This is a genomic window from Rheinheimera sp. (assembly GCF_037442525.1).
In the GTDB taxonomy this organism is placed as follows: domain Bacteria; phylum Pseudomonadota; class Gammaproteobacteria; order Enterobacterales; family Alteromonadaceae; genus Pararheinheimera.
This window is the reverse complement of the sequence record NZ_JBBIQD010000001.1, coordinates 796,089-812,530: the sequence shown is the minus strand read 5'-3', so window position 1 is coordinate 812,530 and position 16,442 is coordinate 796,089. Positions and strand designations below refer to the sequence as shown.

At 54.5% G+C, this 16,442-nt stretch carries 12 protein-coding genes; 2 read left to right on the top strand and 10 right to left on the bottom strand.

Annotation, left to right across the window (positions count from 1 at the left end; translation table 11 throughout):
* Positions 1–9: 9 nt before the first annotated feature.
* The 8 genes from WKJ03_RS03785 to WKJ03_RS03750 all read right to left on the bottom strand — a co-directional run bounded on the left by WKJ03_RS03785 (position 10) and on the right by WKJ03_RS03750 (position 11,115).
* The gene (locus WKJ03_RS03785) at positions 10–597 is read right to left on the bottom strand and encodes a hypothetical protein (protein WP_337840822.1); all 588 of its coding nucleotides are present in this window, start codon (positions 595–597) and stop codon (positions 10–12) included.
* Between the two features lie 48 nt (positions 598–645).
* Entirely contained in the window at positions 646–5,064 is a 4,419-nt protein-coding gene (locus tag WKJ03_RS03780) for an EAL domain-containing protein (RefSeq protein ID WP_337840821.1), read from the bottom strand.
* A 173-nt stretch (positions 5,065–5,237) separates the two neighbouring features.
* Entirely contained in the window at positions 5,238–6,194 is a 957-nt protein-coding gene (locus WKJ03_RS03775) for a cobalamin biosynthesis protein (RefSeq protein WP_337840820.1), read from the bottom strand.
* Between the two features lie 20 nt (positions 6,195–6,214).
* The gene (gene mtnN, locus WKJ03_RS03770) at positions 6,215–6,928 is read right to left on the bottom strand and encodes a 5'-methylthioadenosine/S-adenosylhomocysteine nucleosidase (RefSeq protein WP_337840819.1); all 714 of its coding nucleotides are present in this window, start codon (positions 6,926–6,928) and stop codon (positions 6,215–6,217) included.
* 76 nt (positions 6,929–7,004) lie between these two features.
* Positions 7,005–7,889 (bottom strand): pirin family protein, encoded by an 885-nt coding sequence (locus WKJ03_RS03765; RefSeq protein WP_337840818.1) that lies wholly within the window; start codon positions 7,887–7,889, stop codon positions 7,005–7,007.
* A gap of 125 nt (positions 7,890–8,014) precedes the next feature.
* The gene (locus WKJ03_RS03760) at positions 8,015–8,488 is read right to left on the bottom strand and encodes a methylated-DNA--[protein]-cysteine S-methyltransferase (RefSeq protein ID WP_337840817.1); all 474 of its coding nucleotides are present in this window, start codon (positions 8,486–8,488) and stop codon (positions 8,015–8,017) included.
* A gap of 3 nt (positions 8,489–8,491) precedes the next feature.
* A complete protein-coding gene (locus WKJ03_RS03755) occupies positions 8,492–9,901 on the bottom strand; it encodes an AlkA N-terminal domain-containing protein (RefSeq protein WP_337840816.1) in 1,410 nt (469 codons plus the stop codon).
* A 224-nt stretch (positions 9,902–10,125) separates the two neighbouring features.
* The gene (locus WKJ03_RS03750) at positions 10,126–11,115 is read right to left on the bottom strand and encodes a hypothetical protein (RefSeq protein ID WP_337840815.1); all 990 of its coding nucleotides are present in this window, start codon (positions 11,113–11,115) and stop codon (positions 10,126–10,128) included.
* 69 nt (positions 11,116–11,184) lie between these two features.
* Between WKJ03_RS03750 and WKJ03_RS03745 the strand changes: the two genes are divergently transcribed.
* Positions 11,185–11,538, top strand: coding sequence for a HopJ type III effector protein (locus WKJ03_RS03745; protein ID WP_337840814.1), 354 nt, complete (start codon positions 11,185–11,187; stop codon positions 11,536–11,538).
* Positions 11,539–11,586: 48 nt separating this feature from the next.
* Here the strand turns inward: WKJ03_RS03745 and WKJ03_RS03740 are convergent, their stop codons facing one another.
* Together WKJ03_RS03740 and WKJ03_RS03735 are read right to left on the bottom strand one after the other, a co-directional pair.
* Entirely contained in the window at positions 11,587–12,606 is a 1,020-nt protein-coding gene (locus WKJ03_RS03740) for a helix-turn-helix domain-containing protein (protein ID WP_337840813.1), read from the bottom strand.
* A complete protein-coding gene (locus WKJ03_RS03735) occupies positions 12,591–13,481 on the bottom strand; it encodes a diguanylate cyclase (protein ID WP_337840812.1) in 891 nt (296 codons plus the stop codon). Before WKJ03_RS03735 ends, WKJ03_RS03740 begins: the two co-directional genes overlap by 16 nt.
* A gap of 197 nt (positions 13,482–13,678) precedes the next feature.
* Between WKJ03_RS03735 and WKJ03_RS03730 the strand changes: the two genes are divergently transcribed.
* Positions 13,679–16,438 carry a TonB-dependent receptor gene (locus WKJ03_RS03730; protein ID WP_337840811.1) on the top strand — a complete coding sequence of 920 codons (2,760 nt, stop codon included), beginning with the start codon at positions 13,679–13,681 and terminating at the stop codon, positions 16,436–16,438.
* Positions 16,439–16,442: the final 4 nt, after the last annotated feature.

Genomic DNA, 16,442 nt, shown 5'->3' with positions numbered 1-16,442 from the left:
CAACAGGCCCTAATCAATGTAAAACTGCATTGTGACTGAAGACACCATGCCATCTTTGAGATGAAAACTAAGGTAGTTCGCGCCCGCATCACCTCGCCGGTCTTCATAAACCAACAAGTCCGCGGTACTTTTAGTGCTGAGCTCAGCACCAAAACGTTTCATCACTGTGTCGCGCTGACTGCCGACAAAACAGGGAATGGCGACCTGCTCGCCACAGTGTTTGATATCGATTAAACGCAGTAACGATGTGCTGTCGGTTACATTGTTATACATCCAGCTGCCTTCCCAGTAGGTCAGGGCAACGCTGCCATAATCCATCATGATGGATTCTGAGCTGGTCTGCACATTTCTGAGCGGGAATTTCTGGCGTGAGGCCTCGAAATTCTTACCTAACAAGGCTTCGGTTTTCAGGCGGTCCCGATACTGCTTATGGGCAGTGTCCAGGTAGTGCCAGACTTCATTGAACTCTTCAGTCTGAAATTCTTCCTGATCTGTCTTGGCTGTGGCTGGTATCAACGAAAGGGGTAACAGCACTACACAGGTGGACAGTGTGTGGCGGGCCAGTGTGGCGTTAAACCGGCGAATCCTGAGAAACATAATTTAATTCCTTTTTAAATTATACTGTTACCAGCTACACACTAGCACTCAGTTCAAATGCTCCGCCAGCAGGTAATTGACCAGTTCTTTCGCTGGCATGGGTTTGGCGAACAGGTAACCCTGGATCAAATAACACTGCCGGGTGCTGAAAAACGCCAGTTGCTGTTCGGTTTCCACCCCTTCGGCCACGCAGCTGATGCCCAGGCTGGCTGCCATCGACAAAATGGCTTCAATAATGGTTTCGTCGTCCGGGTCTATGCCAATGTCTTTGACAAAGCTGCGGTCAATTTTAATGGCGTCAATCGGCAGCTCTTTCAGGTACTTCAGTGACGAATAACCGGTGCCAAAATCGTCCAGCGACAGCTGTATACCCAAATTACTCAAGGCCAGCATGGTCGTAATGGCTTTTTCCGGATCGCGCATCAACGCGCTTTCGGTCACCTCGTAGCGAAGGCAACTGGCCGGTAGCTGGTATTTTTGCAGCAGCAGCGCGGTCTGATCGGCCAGGCTATGGTGCTCCAGGTGACTGGTGGACAAATTGACCGACAAATACAGGTTCAGGCCACTGGCGCGCCACTGGGTTAAATCCTGCAGCGCCTGCTCCAGCTGCAGCATCGTCATAGGCACAATCAGCCGTAAATCTTCAGCCATTGGAATAAAGTCCGAAGGCGGCACCAGGCCTTTTTTACTTTGCCAGCGCATCAACACTTCCACCCCTATGACAGCTTCGGAACGGCAGTCCACAATAGGCTGGTAGAAATTAACAAACTCACGGTTTTTAAAGGCCTGACGCAGCTGGGTTTCTTTTTCCAGCTGCATATGGGCTTTTTCGTTCATTTCGTTAATAAAGAACTGGAAGTTATTGCGGCCCAAATCTTTGGCGTGGTACATCGCCACGTCGGCATGTTTCAGCAGGGCTGTGGCGTCCTGCGCATCGTCTGGGTACACAGCAATACCTACGCTGGGCGACACCGACACCGTATGAGGACCCAGCTGCATGGGCTCCCCGACAGACTGCAGAATTTTGCGTGCGACATGGCTGATATTGTCCTGGTTTTTATAGGACTCCAGCAGCACCACAAACTCGTCGCCCCCCAGTCGCGCTATGGTATCGGTTTCACGCAGAGTGATTCTCAGCCGTCTGGCTACTTCCTGCAGTAACTGGTCACCGACGTCATGGCCAAGTGAGTCGTTTATTTGCTTAAATTTATCCAGGTCGATAAAACAGAGCGCCAGCGACTTTTTCGCCCGTTTCGCCTGATCAATGCCGTGCTGAATGCGGTCCATCAGCAAGGTGCGGTTCGGCAGGCCGGTTAAGGAATCGTAGCTGGCAAGGTAACGCAATTCTTCTTCCGCAACTTTCTGTGCGGTAATGTCGGTAAACACCAACACATAGAATTCAACTTTTTGTTCATCGCCAATGGCGCTGATATTGATCAGGGTAGGGCGTTCTTTGCCATCTGGTGTTAATACCAGCTCTTCCCCTTGCCAATGCTGGTTCACCGCCAGATTGCGCAGCAACTGGGTATAAAAACGCCGGCGCTGCAGGTTAATGCCTAAATGATGAGTGCGCGGTTTGGCCAGGTAGTCGTCGACCGAACCAAACACATCGGCAAAGGACTGGTTGGCTGCCAGCACTTTCTGGCTGGCGTCCAGAATCACCACCCAGTCACGGGTTTGCTGGAAGGCCTCACCAAACAGACGGGCCTTTTCCTGATTCGCGCGGGTTTCAGTCATATTGCTGAAGGTCCCGATCACCCGTTCCACCAGGCCTGTTGCTGACACTTCTGTCGCTTTGCCTATATCGCGAAACCAGAGCCACTGGCCATTTTTATGTTGCATCCGGTAGCTGTGATCGAAGGTGCGTTCCGGGTTTTGCAGCAGTTTTTGCCAGGCTTGTTGGTAAGGCTCTTTGTCATCCGGGTGGATCAAGGACAAATGCTGACTCATGGTCAAAGGGTTCAGCGCCTCCTGATAGCCCAACATGCTGTGAATGCGTGAGGCAAACATGGAGTTTTTGTGTGAATGCCATTCCCAGGCGCCGCTGTCGATCGAGTCCAGCGCCTGCTTCAACCGCTGTTCACTGGCGGTGACCCGGGCGTGCGCCAGACGCAACACTTTTTGTTGTTGCTGGCGGGTGCGTAAATAGATCAGCAGGATCAGCAGGCCAACGGAACTATAGGCAATAAAAGCCCCACGGCTTAACCAGGGAGCGGGGCTGATCGTCAGTTTCAGGCTGGCGACGTCGCTTTCCATGCCCGAGACAGGCGAAATGGCAATCACATTAAATTGATAATCACCAGGGGCCAGCTGACCAAAACTGACCGAACTCTGATTTTGCTCCGGAAACACCGAACGCTGCGGGCCGTCCAGCCAGAAACGGTAACGCATTTTGGCGGCGTCTCTGTAGTTCAGGCTGGAAAAGCTGATACTCAGTCCCTGGTTCTGGTAAGGCAGCTGAAATTCGTGGTCATTGAGGCTGGTCATTGGGGCATGCAAATTGGTCTGTAATGCGCTGACCGACGTGATCACCACCGCAGGTTTTTGTCTTGGCTCGCTCAATTGAGTGGGGGAGACCAGATTCACTCCGCGTAAAGAACCAAACGCCAGCTCGCCGTTACTCAGCAGGGCGCTGCTGCGCGGAATAAACCCATTGGCAGACAAGCCATCCTGTTTGCTGAAATGTTCCACATGAAGGTTGTCCACATTGAGGGAGGATACGCCTTTGTCACTTGAAAACCAGATTTGACCCTGCTGATCCGCCAGCACGGCATAGACAGCGTTGGTTTGCAGTTTGTTCGCAGTATTAAACAGATGTTTCAGTTTGCGGCTCTGACTGTCAAAGGCCAACAAACCCAGGTTGGCCATACTGACCCAAACCAGACCATTTTTATCCACCGCCATCTTGTCGCCGCTGCGGTATACATAGGCCTGATCAGTGGGAGCCTGGTACAACAGCTGTAATTCAGCGGTTTTCTCATTCGCCAGATACAGCTTTTCGTTAGCCGCCAGCAACAACCAGTCCTCCGCTGCAGGCCAACGCCCCAGAATTTGTCGAACCTCGCGGGCCGGAATGGCTTTTTGCAGCTGAGTGAGTTCCCGGACAGTACCGTCAAGCGGGTTGTAACCAAAATAGCCTTGCAGCGTTAGCAGGTAAAAAGCACCATAAGTGCAATGCAGGCTGCCTATGCGGGCTTTTTCCAGGAGGGCGATGTCCGCAGGGTTTTGCAGTGGCAATGGCTTGGGCTTCAGGCTTTGGGCATCAAAATAATTCAGGCCAGACGATGAGAAATACCACAGGTTTCCCTGGCTGTCGGTGGACATATTCAGAATGGTACTGCTGTGCCAGACGGCTTTCGGGTCTGGGTTTTTCAGAAACTGCTGCACTTCACCGCTCTGTTGGTTCCACAGATTCAGACCGTTACGGCTGCCCAGCCATAATTCACCAGGCCTGCGTTCTGCGACAGAGGTAATATTGTCGTTGGACAGGCCAAGGCCGTCCGCTCCGGTCCGGCTGAGCTGCTGCACGGCCTGGCTGCGCGGGTGCCAGTAATAAGCGCCGTCAAAACGGCTGCCCAGCCAGAAACCACCTAACTCATCCATCAGCATGGCGGTAATGTTGTTGTCAGATAACGCATCCTGGCTTTGTGAAAACTGCACCAGGTGATGTTGTTCGGCGGTAGCGGTATCCAGCTGCAGCAAACCTTGTTCTGTGCCCAGCAGCAGATGCTGCTGCCGCACAATGATCTGCCAGATATTGGCGTCTTTTTGCAGCACTTTGACCTGGCTGGGTTGTTCTGGCTGTTGTTCCAGCCTTGCCAGGTTCAGCGCATATAAACCCTGTACTGTGCCCACCAGCAGCTGTTGATCGTTGATCAGCAGTGACTTGACATGATTCGGGTAATCACCCGATACGGTGGCAGGCAAATGTGGAATTTTCAGCAAAGGCAGTCCAGGCCTGTGCAGGTACAGGCCTTTTGAGCTGCCAATAAATACCCAGTCGCGATACGACAGCAGGGTGCGGATATACAGCGAATTGTCGGGTGATTCCGGCAGTTGTGCCAGCAATGTCAGTTGGCGTTGTTCGGTCTGGTAACTGTAGAGGTGACGGTTGCTGCTCAGCAGCAGTAGCTGCGGGTCTGACGTCAGAGAGCCGGACATCCGTCTGGGCGTTCGGTCCGTATCCGGCAAACGCAGCTGTAAATCCAGCTGAGCCTGTTCGGGCCGGAACAAATACAGGCCACCTGCGGGCGCCATCACCCATAAACGTTGTTGTTGGTCGAGCAGAATTTTGCTGTAATTCTGCGTCCAGAGGGCTGTGTTGGGCTCTCCGATGCGGAGATTCTGGTTACCATCAAAACGGTTCAGACCTGAGTCTGTAGCGACCCATAAAAAGCCCTGATGGTCCAGTTGCAGGTCATTGACTGAACCTGAGGATAAATTCTGATCCGGTGTTAAGGGCTGCAACAGGGTGTCTGCAAAAGCCGGAAGGGCCAATAGCAGCCAGCAGAAACAACAGCAGCGTAACCAAGCAGCAGTCACTTAAACCTCTTAAAACTCAATTAGTTGTTATTGTTATTTTTGCAGTAAAACTGTGGCAAGACATCAAAATACAGTGCTTTGTTCAGCCTTGTCCAGTGTTAATACAGTATTGAAAAAAGTTGCAATAAGCTGACAGAAAGTAACAGCAGATAGCAGGTCAACTGAGCTTGCTGGTTCAGCCGTACCGTCAGCCATACATCAGCAGCCTGAGGCAGCCGGGATGGTCCCAGTCTGTCGCGGCGCTGCTTTTGGCCCTGGTACTTGACGGGCCCGGCCAGATTCACCTGCAGTACTCCTGCGAGGCTGGCCAGCACCCATCGTTGTCCGCGGCACAGGTTGCTTTGTTTGCTGTGCTGCAGCTCGCGCCAGCTGCGCCCCATACTGACTAAGACCGCATACAGCAGGCTGGCGCCGAAGTACCCCGGCAGACTGCAGAGCTGGCCTAAAGTTGCAGCCGCTTTGCCAAACTGCTGAAAAGAAGGCTGTTTGCTGTTCCAGCTTTGATTGCAGAGCAAAATCAGCCGGTAAGCGACGGCCGTCAGGCCGCCGCCCACAAGAAACCAGAAGCCCAATGCCAGCCAATGCCTTGCCAGCTGAAGGGCCTGGTGTTCAATACTGGCTTTGCATACACCGGCTTCGGACAAGGTGCTGCAGTCTCGCAGCACTTCCAGCTGCAGCAGATCCCGCGCCAGTCCCAGTTGTTTGCGTTGGATGGCAGAGGCGATCTGCCGGTGGCGGTGTTGCTGGCGGCCGAAATCCAGGCAGAAAAACAGCAAGAGCGCATCCAGTACCAAAGGCCAGTCGGAAAACCAGTACAGCAGGGACAGCAATGACAACAACGGCAGCACCAGGGTCAGCAGCGCCAAGGCGCCAGACAGTTGCTGCTGACCTGTGCTGCGATTCGGTGGGTTCACTTTGTTGCCAAGCCGGGTGGCAAACAGCTGCAGAAGCGCCATTGGTTGGGTTTCCTGTGGCAGCCGCAGGTACTGGCTAAGGATCCAGACCAGCAACAACAGCGGCGGATAAAGCCAGAGTTCGGTCAGCAGCTGCGACATGGAGCGGCAGGCCTGTCTGCTTAGCTCAGCGACAGAGTTTTCAGGTTCTTCAGCAGTTCGACCACCATAGCGGAACTGTGTTTTGAGGCAATTTCCAGGTAGGCCTCAAAGGAGCTGGGCGATTCTTTACCGGCAATGTCACTTAAACTGCGGATCACCACAAAAGGGGTATGCAGCTGGTGGCAGACCTGGGCAATAGCAGCCCCTTCCATTTCCACCGCCAGCATAGCCGGAAACTCAGCACGGGTTTTGGCAATACGCTCCGGCTGGCACATAAAGACATCCCCTGTGGTGACCAGGCCTTTTTTGGTTTTGCAGAAGCCCAGTTGCGTTATGCTTTGTTCAGCCGCCGCAATCAGCTGTGGGTGCGCCGTAAACGCAGCAGGCATACGAGGCACCTGGCCCAGCTCGTAACCAAAAGCTGTGACATCCACATCGTGGTGGCGTACTTCAGAGGCAATCACCACATCCCCCACATTCAGTTCAGGGTCAAAACCACCGGCTGACCCTGTGTTGATCACCGCATCCGGCTGGAACTGATGAATAAGCAAAGTGGTGGCCACTGCGGCGGCCACCTTACCAATACCGGATTGAACCAGCACTACGGCGCAGCCATTCAGGCTGCCGCTGTAAAATTCGTAGTCAGCAATTTTGTGCGTTTGCAGATCCTGAATTTGGGCTTTAAGCAGCGCGATTTCCTGTTCCATCGCACCAATAATTCCAACTTTTTGCATGGCCAATCCCGTTAAGCAATAAAAAACGGGGCTGATCATAGCATCAGCCCCGTTGCGGGAGAAAGCCTGTCGTCTTTTAATGGGCTTTAAGGATTTGAATGGTCTGAGCCTGCTGGTTATCGGTCAGCACACCCGCCTGATAATCACGGATGGCCTGCTCAATTTCTTCCACGCTGTTCATCACAAAAGGACCGTATTGCACCACAGGCTCATTGATAGGTTTGGCCGCCAGCAGAATAAAACGGACCGGCTGCTCTGCGCTGACCGCCACCCTGTCGCCTTGCTCCAGCACAGCGCCGTGGTGCTCGCGCACTTTATGACCGGCTACGAAGGCGTCACCTTCAAAAGGGTAGAGGTAAACGTTATGGCCTGCAGGCACCGGAATATCCAGCGACTGGCCGCCCTGCAGCTGCACGTCCAGATACAGAGGTTCAGTGCTTAAGCCCTGAATAGGGCCTGCCATCAGCTTGCCATTCAGCTCAATGCTGCCGGCAATCATCTTCAGCCAGCTGCCCGCAGCCAGCTCAAAACGCGGAATATCGGTGGGCGCTATATCGACATAAGCGGCCGGTTTCATTTTTTCGGCGGCTGGCAGATTAATCCACAGCTGAAAACCACGCATCAGGCCGGATTCCTGCTGTGGCATTTCGGAGTGAATAATGCCGCGCCCGGCCGTCATCCACTGCACACCACCACTTTTTAAATGGCCCTGATTGCCCAGATGATCTTCATGCAGCATATGGCCGTCCAGCATATAAGTGACAGTCTCAAAGCCGCGGTGCGGGTGGGCCGGGAAACCGGCGATATAGTCGCTGGCTTCTGCAGAACCAAAGGCATCCAGCATTAAAAAGGGGTCCAGCCGCACGCCTTGGCGCTGGCCCAGGCTACGTTTAATTTTCACCCCAGCGCCGTCAGACGCCTGCATGGCCGGAATGAGCTGTTTAATTGAACGGATAGTCATATGCACCTCCAAAGTTGATGAGGTTAGTTAATCAGCCTGGCTGCTCGAAGAAAAGCGCAATATTTTGTCTTGGTTGTTCGAAAATTTTGACCGTTTAATAGGCTGATTTAAAAGATTATTTAATCTCATCTTAAGGCAAAGCCATAGTTTTGTTCATGCTGCAGTAACCAGAGTTTACGCGCGAGGCCGCCGGCATAACCGGTCAGGCTGCCATTGGCGCCTATCACTCTGTGGCAAGGCACCACAATAGACAACGGATTACGGCCATTGGCGGCACCCACAGCACGCACTGCTTTGGGGTTCTGCAGCTGCAACGCAATATCGCCATAACTGCAGGTCTGGCCATAGCCAATAGTACAAAGCGCGGCCCATACCTGCTGCTGAAAGGCGGTGCCGCTGGCGGCCAGTGGTAAGTCAAACTGCTGGCGCTTGCCGGCAAAGTAGTCGGTTAGTTGCTGCTGACACTGCTGCAACGCAGGTTGGTTGCTTTGGCTGGGCGCGTCAGAGTGGTCGACAAAATAAATACTGTGGATGCCCTGCTCGCTGGCGGTGATTTCAATCAGTCCCAAGGGGCTTGGCAGTTGAAGTTGTTGTTGCATGGGTTAGTCCTTACTGAGCTGGTCAGGCATGGTTTTTGGTGATGACAAACTATGCCAGGCCTGAAAAGTGGCGTAACTGCGCCAGGGCGACAGTTGTTGTTCGGAAAACTGTGGCAGCTGCGCCAGCGCTTTTTGTACGCCTAAATCGCCGCCGAGCCACAGGTCCGGGTCACCCAAACCCCGCATTTTGGCGTAGGCCACAGTCCAGGGGCCAATGCCTTTGAGTTGCAACCAGTCATCCGGTGTCGAGTCGGGCTGCGCTATCACAAAACGCGCCAGCGCTTTGAGGGTCTCACGCCGCGCCTGTGGCACTTTAATCATCAAAAGTTCGCTGTCGGCAATAGCCTCTGGCGTTGGAAACAGCTTTTTATCGGTGCCGGGAACTGTGCCTGCCAGTTCCGCCAGTAAGCGGTTCAGCTGAGTGCGGGCACCCTGCACACTGACCTGCTGGCCTAAAATAGCGCGCACCGCCGCTTCAAAGCTGCCCCAGAGCCCCGGAATACGTAAGCCTGGGTTTAAATAAGTGCCGAATACCGGGCTCAGTTGTTGTTCAATGGCCAGCATATTGGCGTCTAAATCGGCCAGCTGGCGAATTTGCGCCAGCACAGGGCTTAAATCGGCTGTACTGGGCCAGTGCAGCTTCAGCTGCAGACTGCTGTCTTTTTGTGGCCCTTCTTTAGGTGGACTCAGTTCAAACCAGCCCGCTATGCCCTGATGCACAAAAGTACGGCCATAACTCTGGCCCTGCACCCACTCCATACCGTCCAGGGTGCGGCTTTGCCAGAAGGCCAATTGGGCAGCCCAGTCCAAAGGCGGGCGATAACTTAACTGCAATTCAAGCACTGACGGATCTCCATGGGGGCGACGCCGGATTTGGCCCGGCGTCAGTTGAACCTGTTGTTTAAAGGCATCGTTAAAACGGCGCACACTGTGAAAACCAGAGCGCAGTGCAATGTCGGCCACAGACAGCTGAGTCTGATGCAGCAGCTGTTTCGCCAACAGCACCTGCTGATACAAGGCATAGTGTTTGGGCGCCACCCCAAGGTGCTGCTGAAACAACTTACGTAAATAACGTTCACTGATACCAAGACGGGCCGCCAATTGAGCCTGGTTGCCTTGTTGCAACGCGCCTTGTTCAATCAGCTTCAGCGCGCGACGCAACGTCGTTTGCACACCAAGCCAGGCGGGGGATTGTGGTGCACTGTCGGGGCGGCAGCGCAGGCAGGGGCGAAACCCGGCCTGAGCAGCGGCGGCAGCACAAGGGTAGTATTCCACCTGATGTTCGGCCGGTAATTTAGCCGGGCAAATGGGACGGCAATAAATGCCGGTGCTTTTGACACCAATAAAAAACAGGCCGTCAAAACGTGGATCACGTGACAAACGGGCTTGTTGGTAAAGCTGTAACTCGGACATCAGGCACCCCGGTAAGGTGGTTTTGTCTAAGTGTACCTTGTGTGAACAATAAATACTGGCCGGATCCGGTACTGGATGTATGGAGTGACGCTGACAGGTTCTGACTGCTGGCGCAGCAAGCTACGCCACTACAGACGGCGCCATCACAGACCAGACGGATTATTGGATCTGTCCTGATTGACAGGGCGGTGGTTTACCCCGCCCGCCTTAGCACCTGCGTCGCGCTAGACGCTGATATCAATTTGTTGCAGCAAACCGGCTTGTTTATCTTCGGTCAGGAACACTGCGCTGCGTTGCAGCCGGCCCATGACCTGGTCGCCCTGACGTAAGGTAAAGGGGGTGGCGACAGAGTTCAGGTTCAGCGCCATCACCCCGGCTTGTTTCAGGCTGTACAAACCTTCGCCTGGCCGCCACAGATTCAGTGCCGACCAGATGTGGTCATTCTGATCAATCCAGCCGTTTTGATCCTCATCATGCTGCGCCAGTTCAGCAAAACCCTGGCCAGTTTCAGGGCCAAACAGCTCAGTGCCGTTGTCAGCCTGGCCGTTGCCGTTGTAATCGGCGGCCAGATAATATTGCCCGCTCGCCAGATGGCGGATACTGCTTTGTTCTGCCGTCAGCGCAAACACGCTGGTTTGCTCAGTCAGCTCGGCCGGCTGGCCATTCATACTCAGCACCAGCGGGTCTTGCATGGGCTGTTCCACCCGTTCCGAGTAGCTGAATTCCTGGTAGCTCATTTCAAAACTGATGGACCAGGCGACTTCTGTGCCGTCGCTGAAACTGGCGCTACCACTCAGCTCAGCTGCCAGATGTTCGGCGCTGTAACGCCATTCCTGCACCAACTGTGCCGGTGCTTCAGCGTTTTGTGCTGCGCTCTGGTTTTCCTGCGGCGGAATGCCACTGTAAGCTTTGGCCAGCTTCTCCAGATCAATCCAGCCTTTCAGCTCGCCGTTATTCAGCAGTTCCAGCAGGCGTTTAATGGTGCCAATGGTGTTTTGCTTATTAAAAGCAAGCTGGGCGTCCTGGCTGATTTCGCTGCTGTCTTCATCGGCGGCAGTCGCCAGGGGTTCAGGGGGGGCAGGCGCAATAGCCGCTCTGCTGTTATCCTTTGTTACAGTTGATTGGTCGTTTTGACTTGGAGACACCCGCCGGACAGCATAAGATACCGACGCGCCGGATGCCTGTTGTTGCTGACTGCTGCTGAGGATTTGCATAAGTTTTCCCCTTTGGTGTTCAGCAGTCTTATCGGCCGGATTTGTACAAACTTTAATCAGGATTGACCCATGCTTGAAGATTTTTTTCGCCAATTGACGATAGACCCGGACAGCATCAGTTTCAGTCAGAGCATCAGCCTGATTGATGCTTTGTACGATTTTACGCCAACCGCCTTTAAAAATGGCGACCAGATGAATGCTGCAGGGCAGAATAATGGTTCCTGCAAAATTCTCGCGTTCGCGTTATTGCACCGTTTGTCTGAACCGCAAACCTTGCAGATGTTTGGTGACTATTACCGCCAGGACGTGCTGGAACAGCCGACCGGCACTGATCATCAGAATATCCGCCAGTTTATGCAGTACGGCTGGGATGGGGTGGAGTTTGACGGCCAGGCCCTGCATGGCAAAACCGGCGCCCGCTGACAGTGGGGGTTAACCTGTGGGGTCAGAGTTATACTCTGACCTCACAGGTTAAAGCAAAACCCGCAACTGGCTGGGCAACAGTCCGGCCCATCGTTTAAAAGCCCGCCTGAAGTTGTGTTCATCTGAATACCCTAACAGCAGCGCCAGTTGCCGGTTTGGCAATGCCTGGGCCATGGCGTCACAGGCCACACTAAAGCGCACCTGATCACAGAGCTGCTGGTAACTGCAGCCTTGTTGCGCCAATAACCTTTTATAACGGCTCAGCGCCATGCCCAGGTGCTGGGCGGCCTGTTCCTGAGCGGGCAGCTCCGGTAACTGGGCAAATAACAGTTGTTCTGTCTGTTGCCACAGCCCCTGACAAGGCGGCAGGCTTTGTTGCAACGTCTGACACCAGCTTAATTGCAGTTTTTTCCGGCTGGCGCAGGCCAATGGCAGCGGCTGCCGGTGCCAGTGTGTTGGCCAGCTTAAAGTCCAGTTGGCCGCCAGTTGTGGCTGCACCCCCCATTCCAGTGAGTAACTCCAGTCCGGGTTATCCGATAGCCAGGTCATACTGATTTTTTCTGGGGCCAGGCCCAGTTCGCGCTGAAAAAAGCCTGTCAAAAAACTGCACAGCAGATGTTCAATAAAAGGCCGGGCTGCCCCCAGTTGCAGTGCAGGGCGCAGTTCCAGCCGCACCATGCCGTGCTGGCGCTGCAACCTGGGATACCACAGCGGCAACAGCAGGCTTTGGTAACGGACAAACAGCAGCAGCGCTTCGGGCAGGGTCTGGCAATGCTGCAGCAACTGCAGCAACGGATGTGGGTGGTGGTGCAGCCAGCTTTGTGCGGTCAGGTGAGCCAGCTCAGGCCCTGGCCACAGCTTCTGGCAGTTGTCCACCAGTTGCAGGTAATGCTGCACACTGAGTTTCAGCCGCGGCTGATCTAAATCGGCCGGAAACAGTGGTGTGCCTTTAAGCAGTTTTTGCAGATGAAAGCCACGCCGCACACAGCACTGCAGCATGTCTTTGGCGACAGCACTGAACAGCAGGCTGGGTTGATGCGGGCAGAGCAACATCAGTGCAGACTCCACAGCTCTGTCTGTTGCTGGTGCTGCAGTTGCTGTTGCAAGGCTGTCAGCACTTCTTCGGCAGACGGGTGGGAATGTTGGGTCTGACAGCTCAAGGCGCTGCGCCAGGCCTGTAGTTTCAGGCTGCTGTTCAGGTGCCGGACCGCCAGCTCTGTCAGCACATCAGCTGTACGGATCTTGGTTTGTGGCATCAGCACCACAAAGCTGTGGCTGCTCAGGCGGCACACTAAATCCCCCGGCCTGAATTGCAGTAACAGCAGCTCAGCGAGTTGCTGCAGGTGTTGTTCGCTGGCCGCCAGCCCCTGTTGCTGCATCAGGGTTTTCAGCTCATCCAGCTCCAGCAACCAGAGGCAAAACGGCTGCTGATGTTCAGCCTGCAAGGCCTGTTCACGCCTTATGGCCTGCAGCAGGTAGTTGCGCCGGTACAGCCGGGTTAGTGGGTCCAGTAAATTGTGGGCCCGTAAATGCAGCTCGCGGCTGGTCAGCTGTGAATTAATCAGCCGCTGCTCACGGTGCCAGCCTATCAGGCCTATGGTCAGGATCAGCATGCCAATGGGCGCCGGAATAGATTCCAGCCAGCTGAGTAAACGCTCGCTGTCCGGGTAGGCAATAAATTCATCCAGCAGGTTCAGCCAGTAGGACAACACCAGCAGCAAAGAACCGACGTACAGGCCATTGGTGACAGGGCCGGCTGGCCTGCTGAACAGCACCAGTAACAGCCAGGCCAACACCACTAAAAAACTGCTGCCTTCCCCCAAAACGTCAAACCAGTCAATGCGCACCAGAGGTTTTAAATCGCCGCTTTGCAGCGCCAGTATCAAAGACAGCAGGCAAAGGCTGAACGTCAGCAGCAGTTTACGTGGATGGGTGCTGGTCATAAGGGGATTCAATCAGGTCAGTGATACAAAAAACCAGTCTGCGCCGGCCGGATGACAAAAACATGACAGCGATTCCTTCTGTTGCGCTAAACAGACCGGGTCTTTTTTGCGCAGGACCGGCGCTGGCCGACTTTGGCCTGTCACAGTCCGACAGCAGACTAATGCTTATTGTTTTTCAATAGGATCAGGGAATAGTTATGTCTGCGCTTCATAGAAATACCAGAGGTTTTAAAAAGGCCCTGCTGGCCAGTGCTGTAGCCCTTAGCTGTAGTTCACAGGTGCTGGCGGCTGAATTATCAGGCCGGGTGCTCGACAGCCGCGAGGTGCTGCTGGCCGGTGTTCAGGTCAGTATTCCGGCACTGAAGCTGAGCAAAGTCACAGGCCATGATGGCCGCTTTGCTTTTACCAACCTGCCCGAGGGCAATTATCAGCTGGTGCTGAGTTACGCCGGTCGCTCGCAGCAACAACAGCAGGTCCAGCTCAACGGCTCACTGGCCTTGGGTGATCTGAGCCTGGCCAGTGTCGATGCCAATATTGATAAACTGACGGTGCAGGGCCAGCTGAATTCCGCCAGTAAAGCGCTCAGTCAGCAGCGTTTTGCCACCGGCATTGTCAGTGTGGCGACCACAGATGAACTGGGGCAGTTTCCGGATAAAAACTTAAGTGAATCGCTGGCCCGTCTGGCCGGCTTGTCGGTGGAGCCGGATCAGGGGGAAGGCCGCTTTATCCGGGTGCGGGGTCTGGCACCGGATTACAATACAGTCACTTACAACGGCACTCAGCTGGCCGCCCCGGAAGCTGGCCGCCGTGCTGTGGCGCTGGACGTGATCCCTTCCGATTTGTTGGCTTCTGTCGAAGTCAGCAAAACCATTGCTCCTGAACAGGCGGCTGGCTCTTTGGGGGGTACCGTTGATATTAAAGCCATTTCGGCCTTTGACCGGCGCGACAATTTTTACAGCCTGAGCGCTGAGGGCAGTTACAACCAGCAGCAAAGCGAAACCAGCCCAAAAGTTTCAGGCGTGGCGACGGGCATTTTCGATATAGGGGCTGATCAGGATGCATTGGGCGTGGCTTTTTCCGCCTCTTATGCCGACCGCAACTTTGGGTCCGACAACGTGGAAACCGGCGGCAGCTGGGAGCTGGATGACGAGGCACTGGAAGAGTTTGAGCAGCGCCAGTACAGCATCAGCCGCAAACGTCAGGGCGCAGCGCTGAATCTGGACTACAGACCCGGCGGCGACACCGACTACTACCTGCGCACCCTCTACAGCGAGTTTGTCGACACCGAAGTGCGTCAGAGCTTACTGACTGAATTCAGCGACCCCGTGCTGGCCGGCGCCGACAGTGGTGCTGAACTGGTGCGGGGTATTAAAGCCCGTGAAGAAAGCCAGAGCATCAGCGCTGTGGTGCTGGGCATGAAACAGCAACTGGATGTCTGGTTCTGGTCGTTGGAAGCCGGGGCCAGCCAGGCGGACGAAGTGACACCATACAGCCTGGCGGACGGACAGTTTGCTGCGGAGTTTGATGAAGGGGTGAGTTTCAGTGGTCGCGATCTGTTACGACTGCAGGCACCAGAGGCTGCTTATCAGGCGGGCAGCTATGAGCTGAACGAAGTGGAAGTGGCGGACACCCGCACCGAAGAACGTGAACATAACGTTAAGCTGGATTTCGGCCGTGAGCTGCTGACCCACTGGGGCGCAGTGGAGATAAAAGCAGGTGCCAAATTCAGTGACCGCAAAAAAACAGCGGACGAAAGCCTGTGGTTATTTGAAGACTTCGAAGATGCGGGGATCAGTGCGCTCAGTCTGTCCGATTACAGCACCGGCAACGCCCGTTATGGTCTGGACCGCTTTGGCCCCGCCATCAACCCGGATCGGCTGATGGCCATGCTGAATACACTGGACAACAGCGATTATCTGGATGAAGTGGAGTCGCAAATCAACGATTTCCGCGTCGATGAACAGATCCAGGCGGCTTACCTGCAGGGCAACTGGCAGGGCGATGGCTGGCAGGTGCTGGCGGGCAGCCGCTATGAGCATGAACAGCGCGACGCCTTTGGCAGTCAATACGACGACACCAATGAAGAGTTCAGCCCCCGCAGTTACAGCGGCTCTGAAGCCCATTGGTTGCCAGCTGTGATCAGTAAGTTTGAATTATCCGACAACAGCCTGCTGCGAGCGGCGGCGACCAGCTCTTTGGTGCGGCCTAACTTTGCCCAATTGGCCCCGGCCTTTTTACTGGAAGAAGATGACGATGAACTGGAAGCCAGTTTTGGTAACCCGGCGTTGAAATCGCTGCGGTCCACCAATCTGGATCTGGGCATGGAATATTACCCGGATGCGCTGGGCGTCATATCAGCGACCTTGTTCTACAAAGATATTAAAGACTTTATTTACGCCACAGATTTAGCCGGGTACGGTGATTATGCCGGTTTTAGCGCCGCTGAAACTTATATCAATGGCGACGATGCCAGCCTCTATGGTCTGGAGCTGAACCTGGTGCAGCAACTGAACGCTTTGGGCGGCTTCTGGCAGCATTTGCTGGTATCTGCCAACCTGACACTGACAGGCTCTGAGGCGCAAATCAGCTGGTACGATGATGGTGAGCTGCTGGTGCGGGATATTGATCTGCCCAGCCAGTCCGACCGTACCGCCAACCTGGCGTTGGGTTATGAAGATGAAAAGTGGAGCCTGCGTCTGGCGGCCAACTACAAATCGGAGTATCTGGTCGAAGTAGGAGAGCTGGACGATGCCCGTTATGACCTGTTTTCCGATGCGCAGTTGCAATGGGATTTCAGTGCCAAATACAAAGTCAGCCCGGCACTGCAGCTGTACTTTAATGCGGTCAACCTGACCGATGAGCCTTATTACAACTACACAGGCAGGCGCCAGTTTAACGCGCAGTACGAAGAATATGGCCGTACTTTTGCCTTTGGTGTGCAGCTGAGCCGTTGGTAAGGAG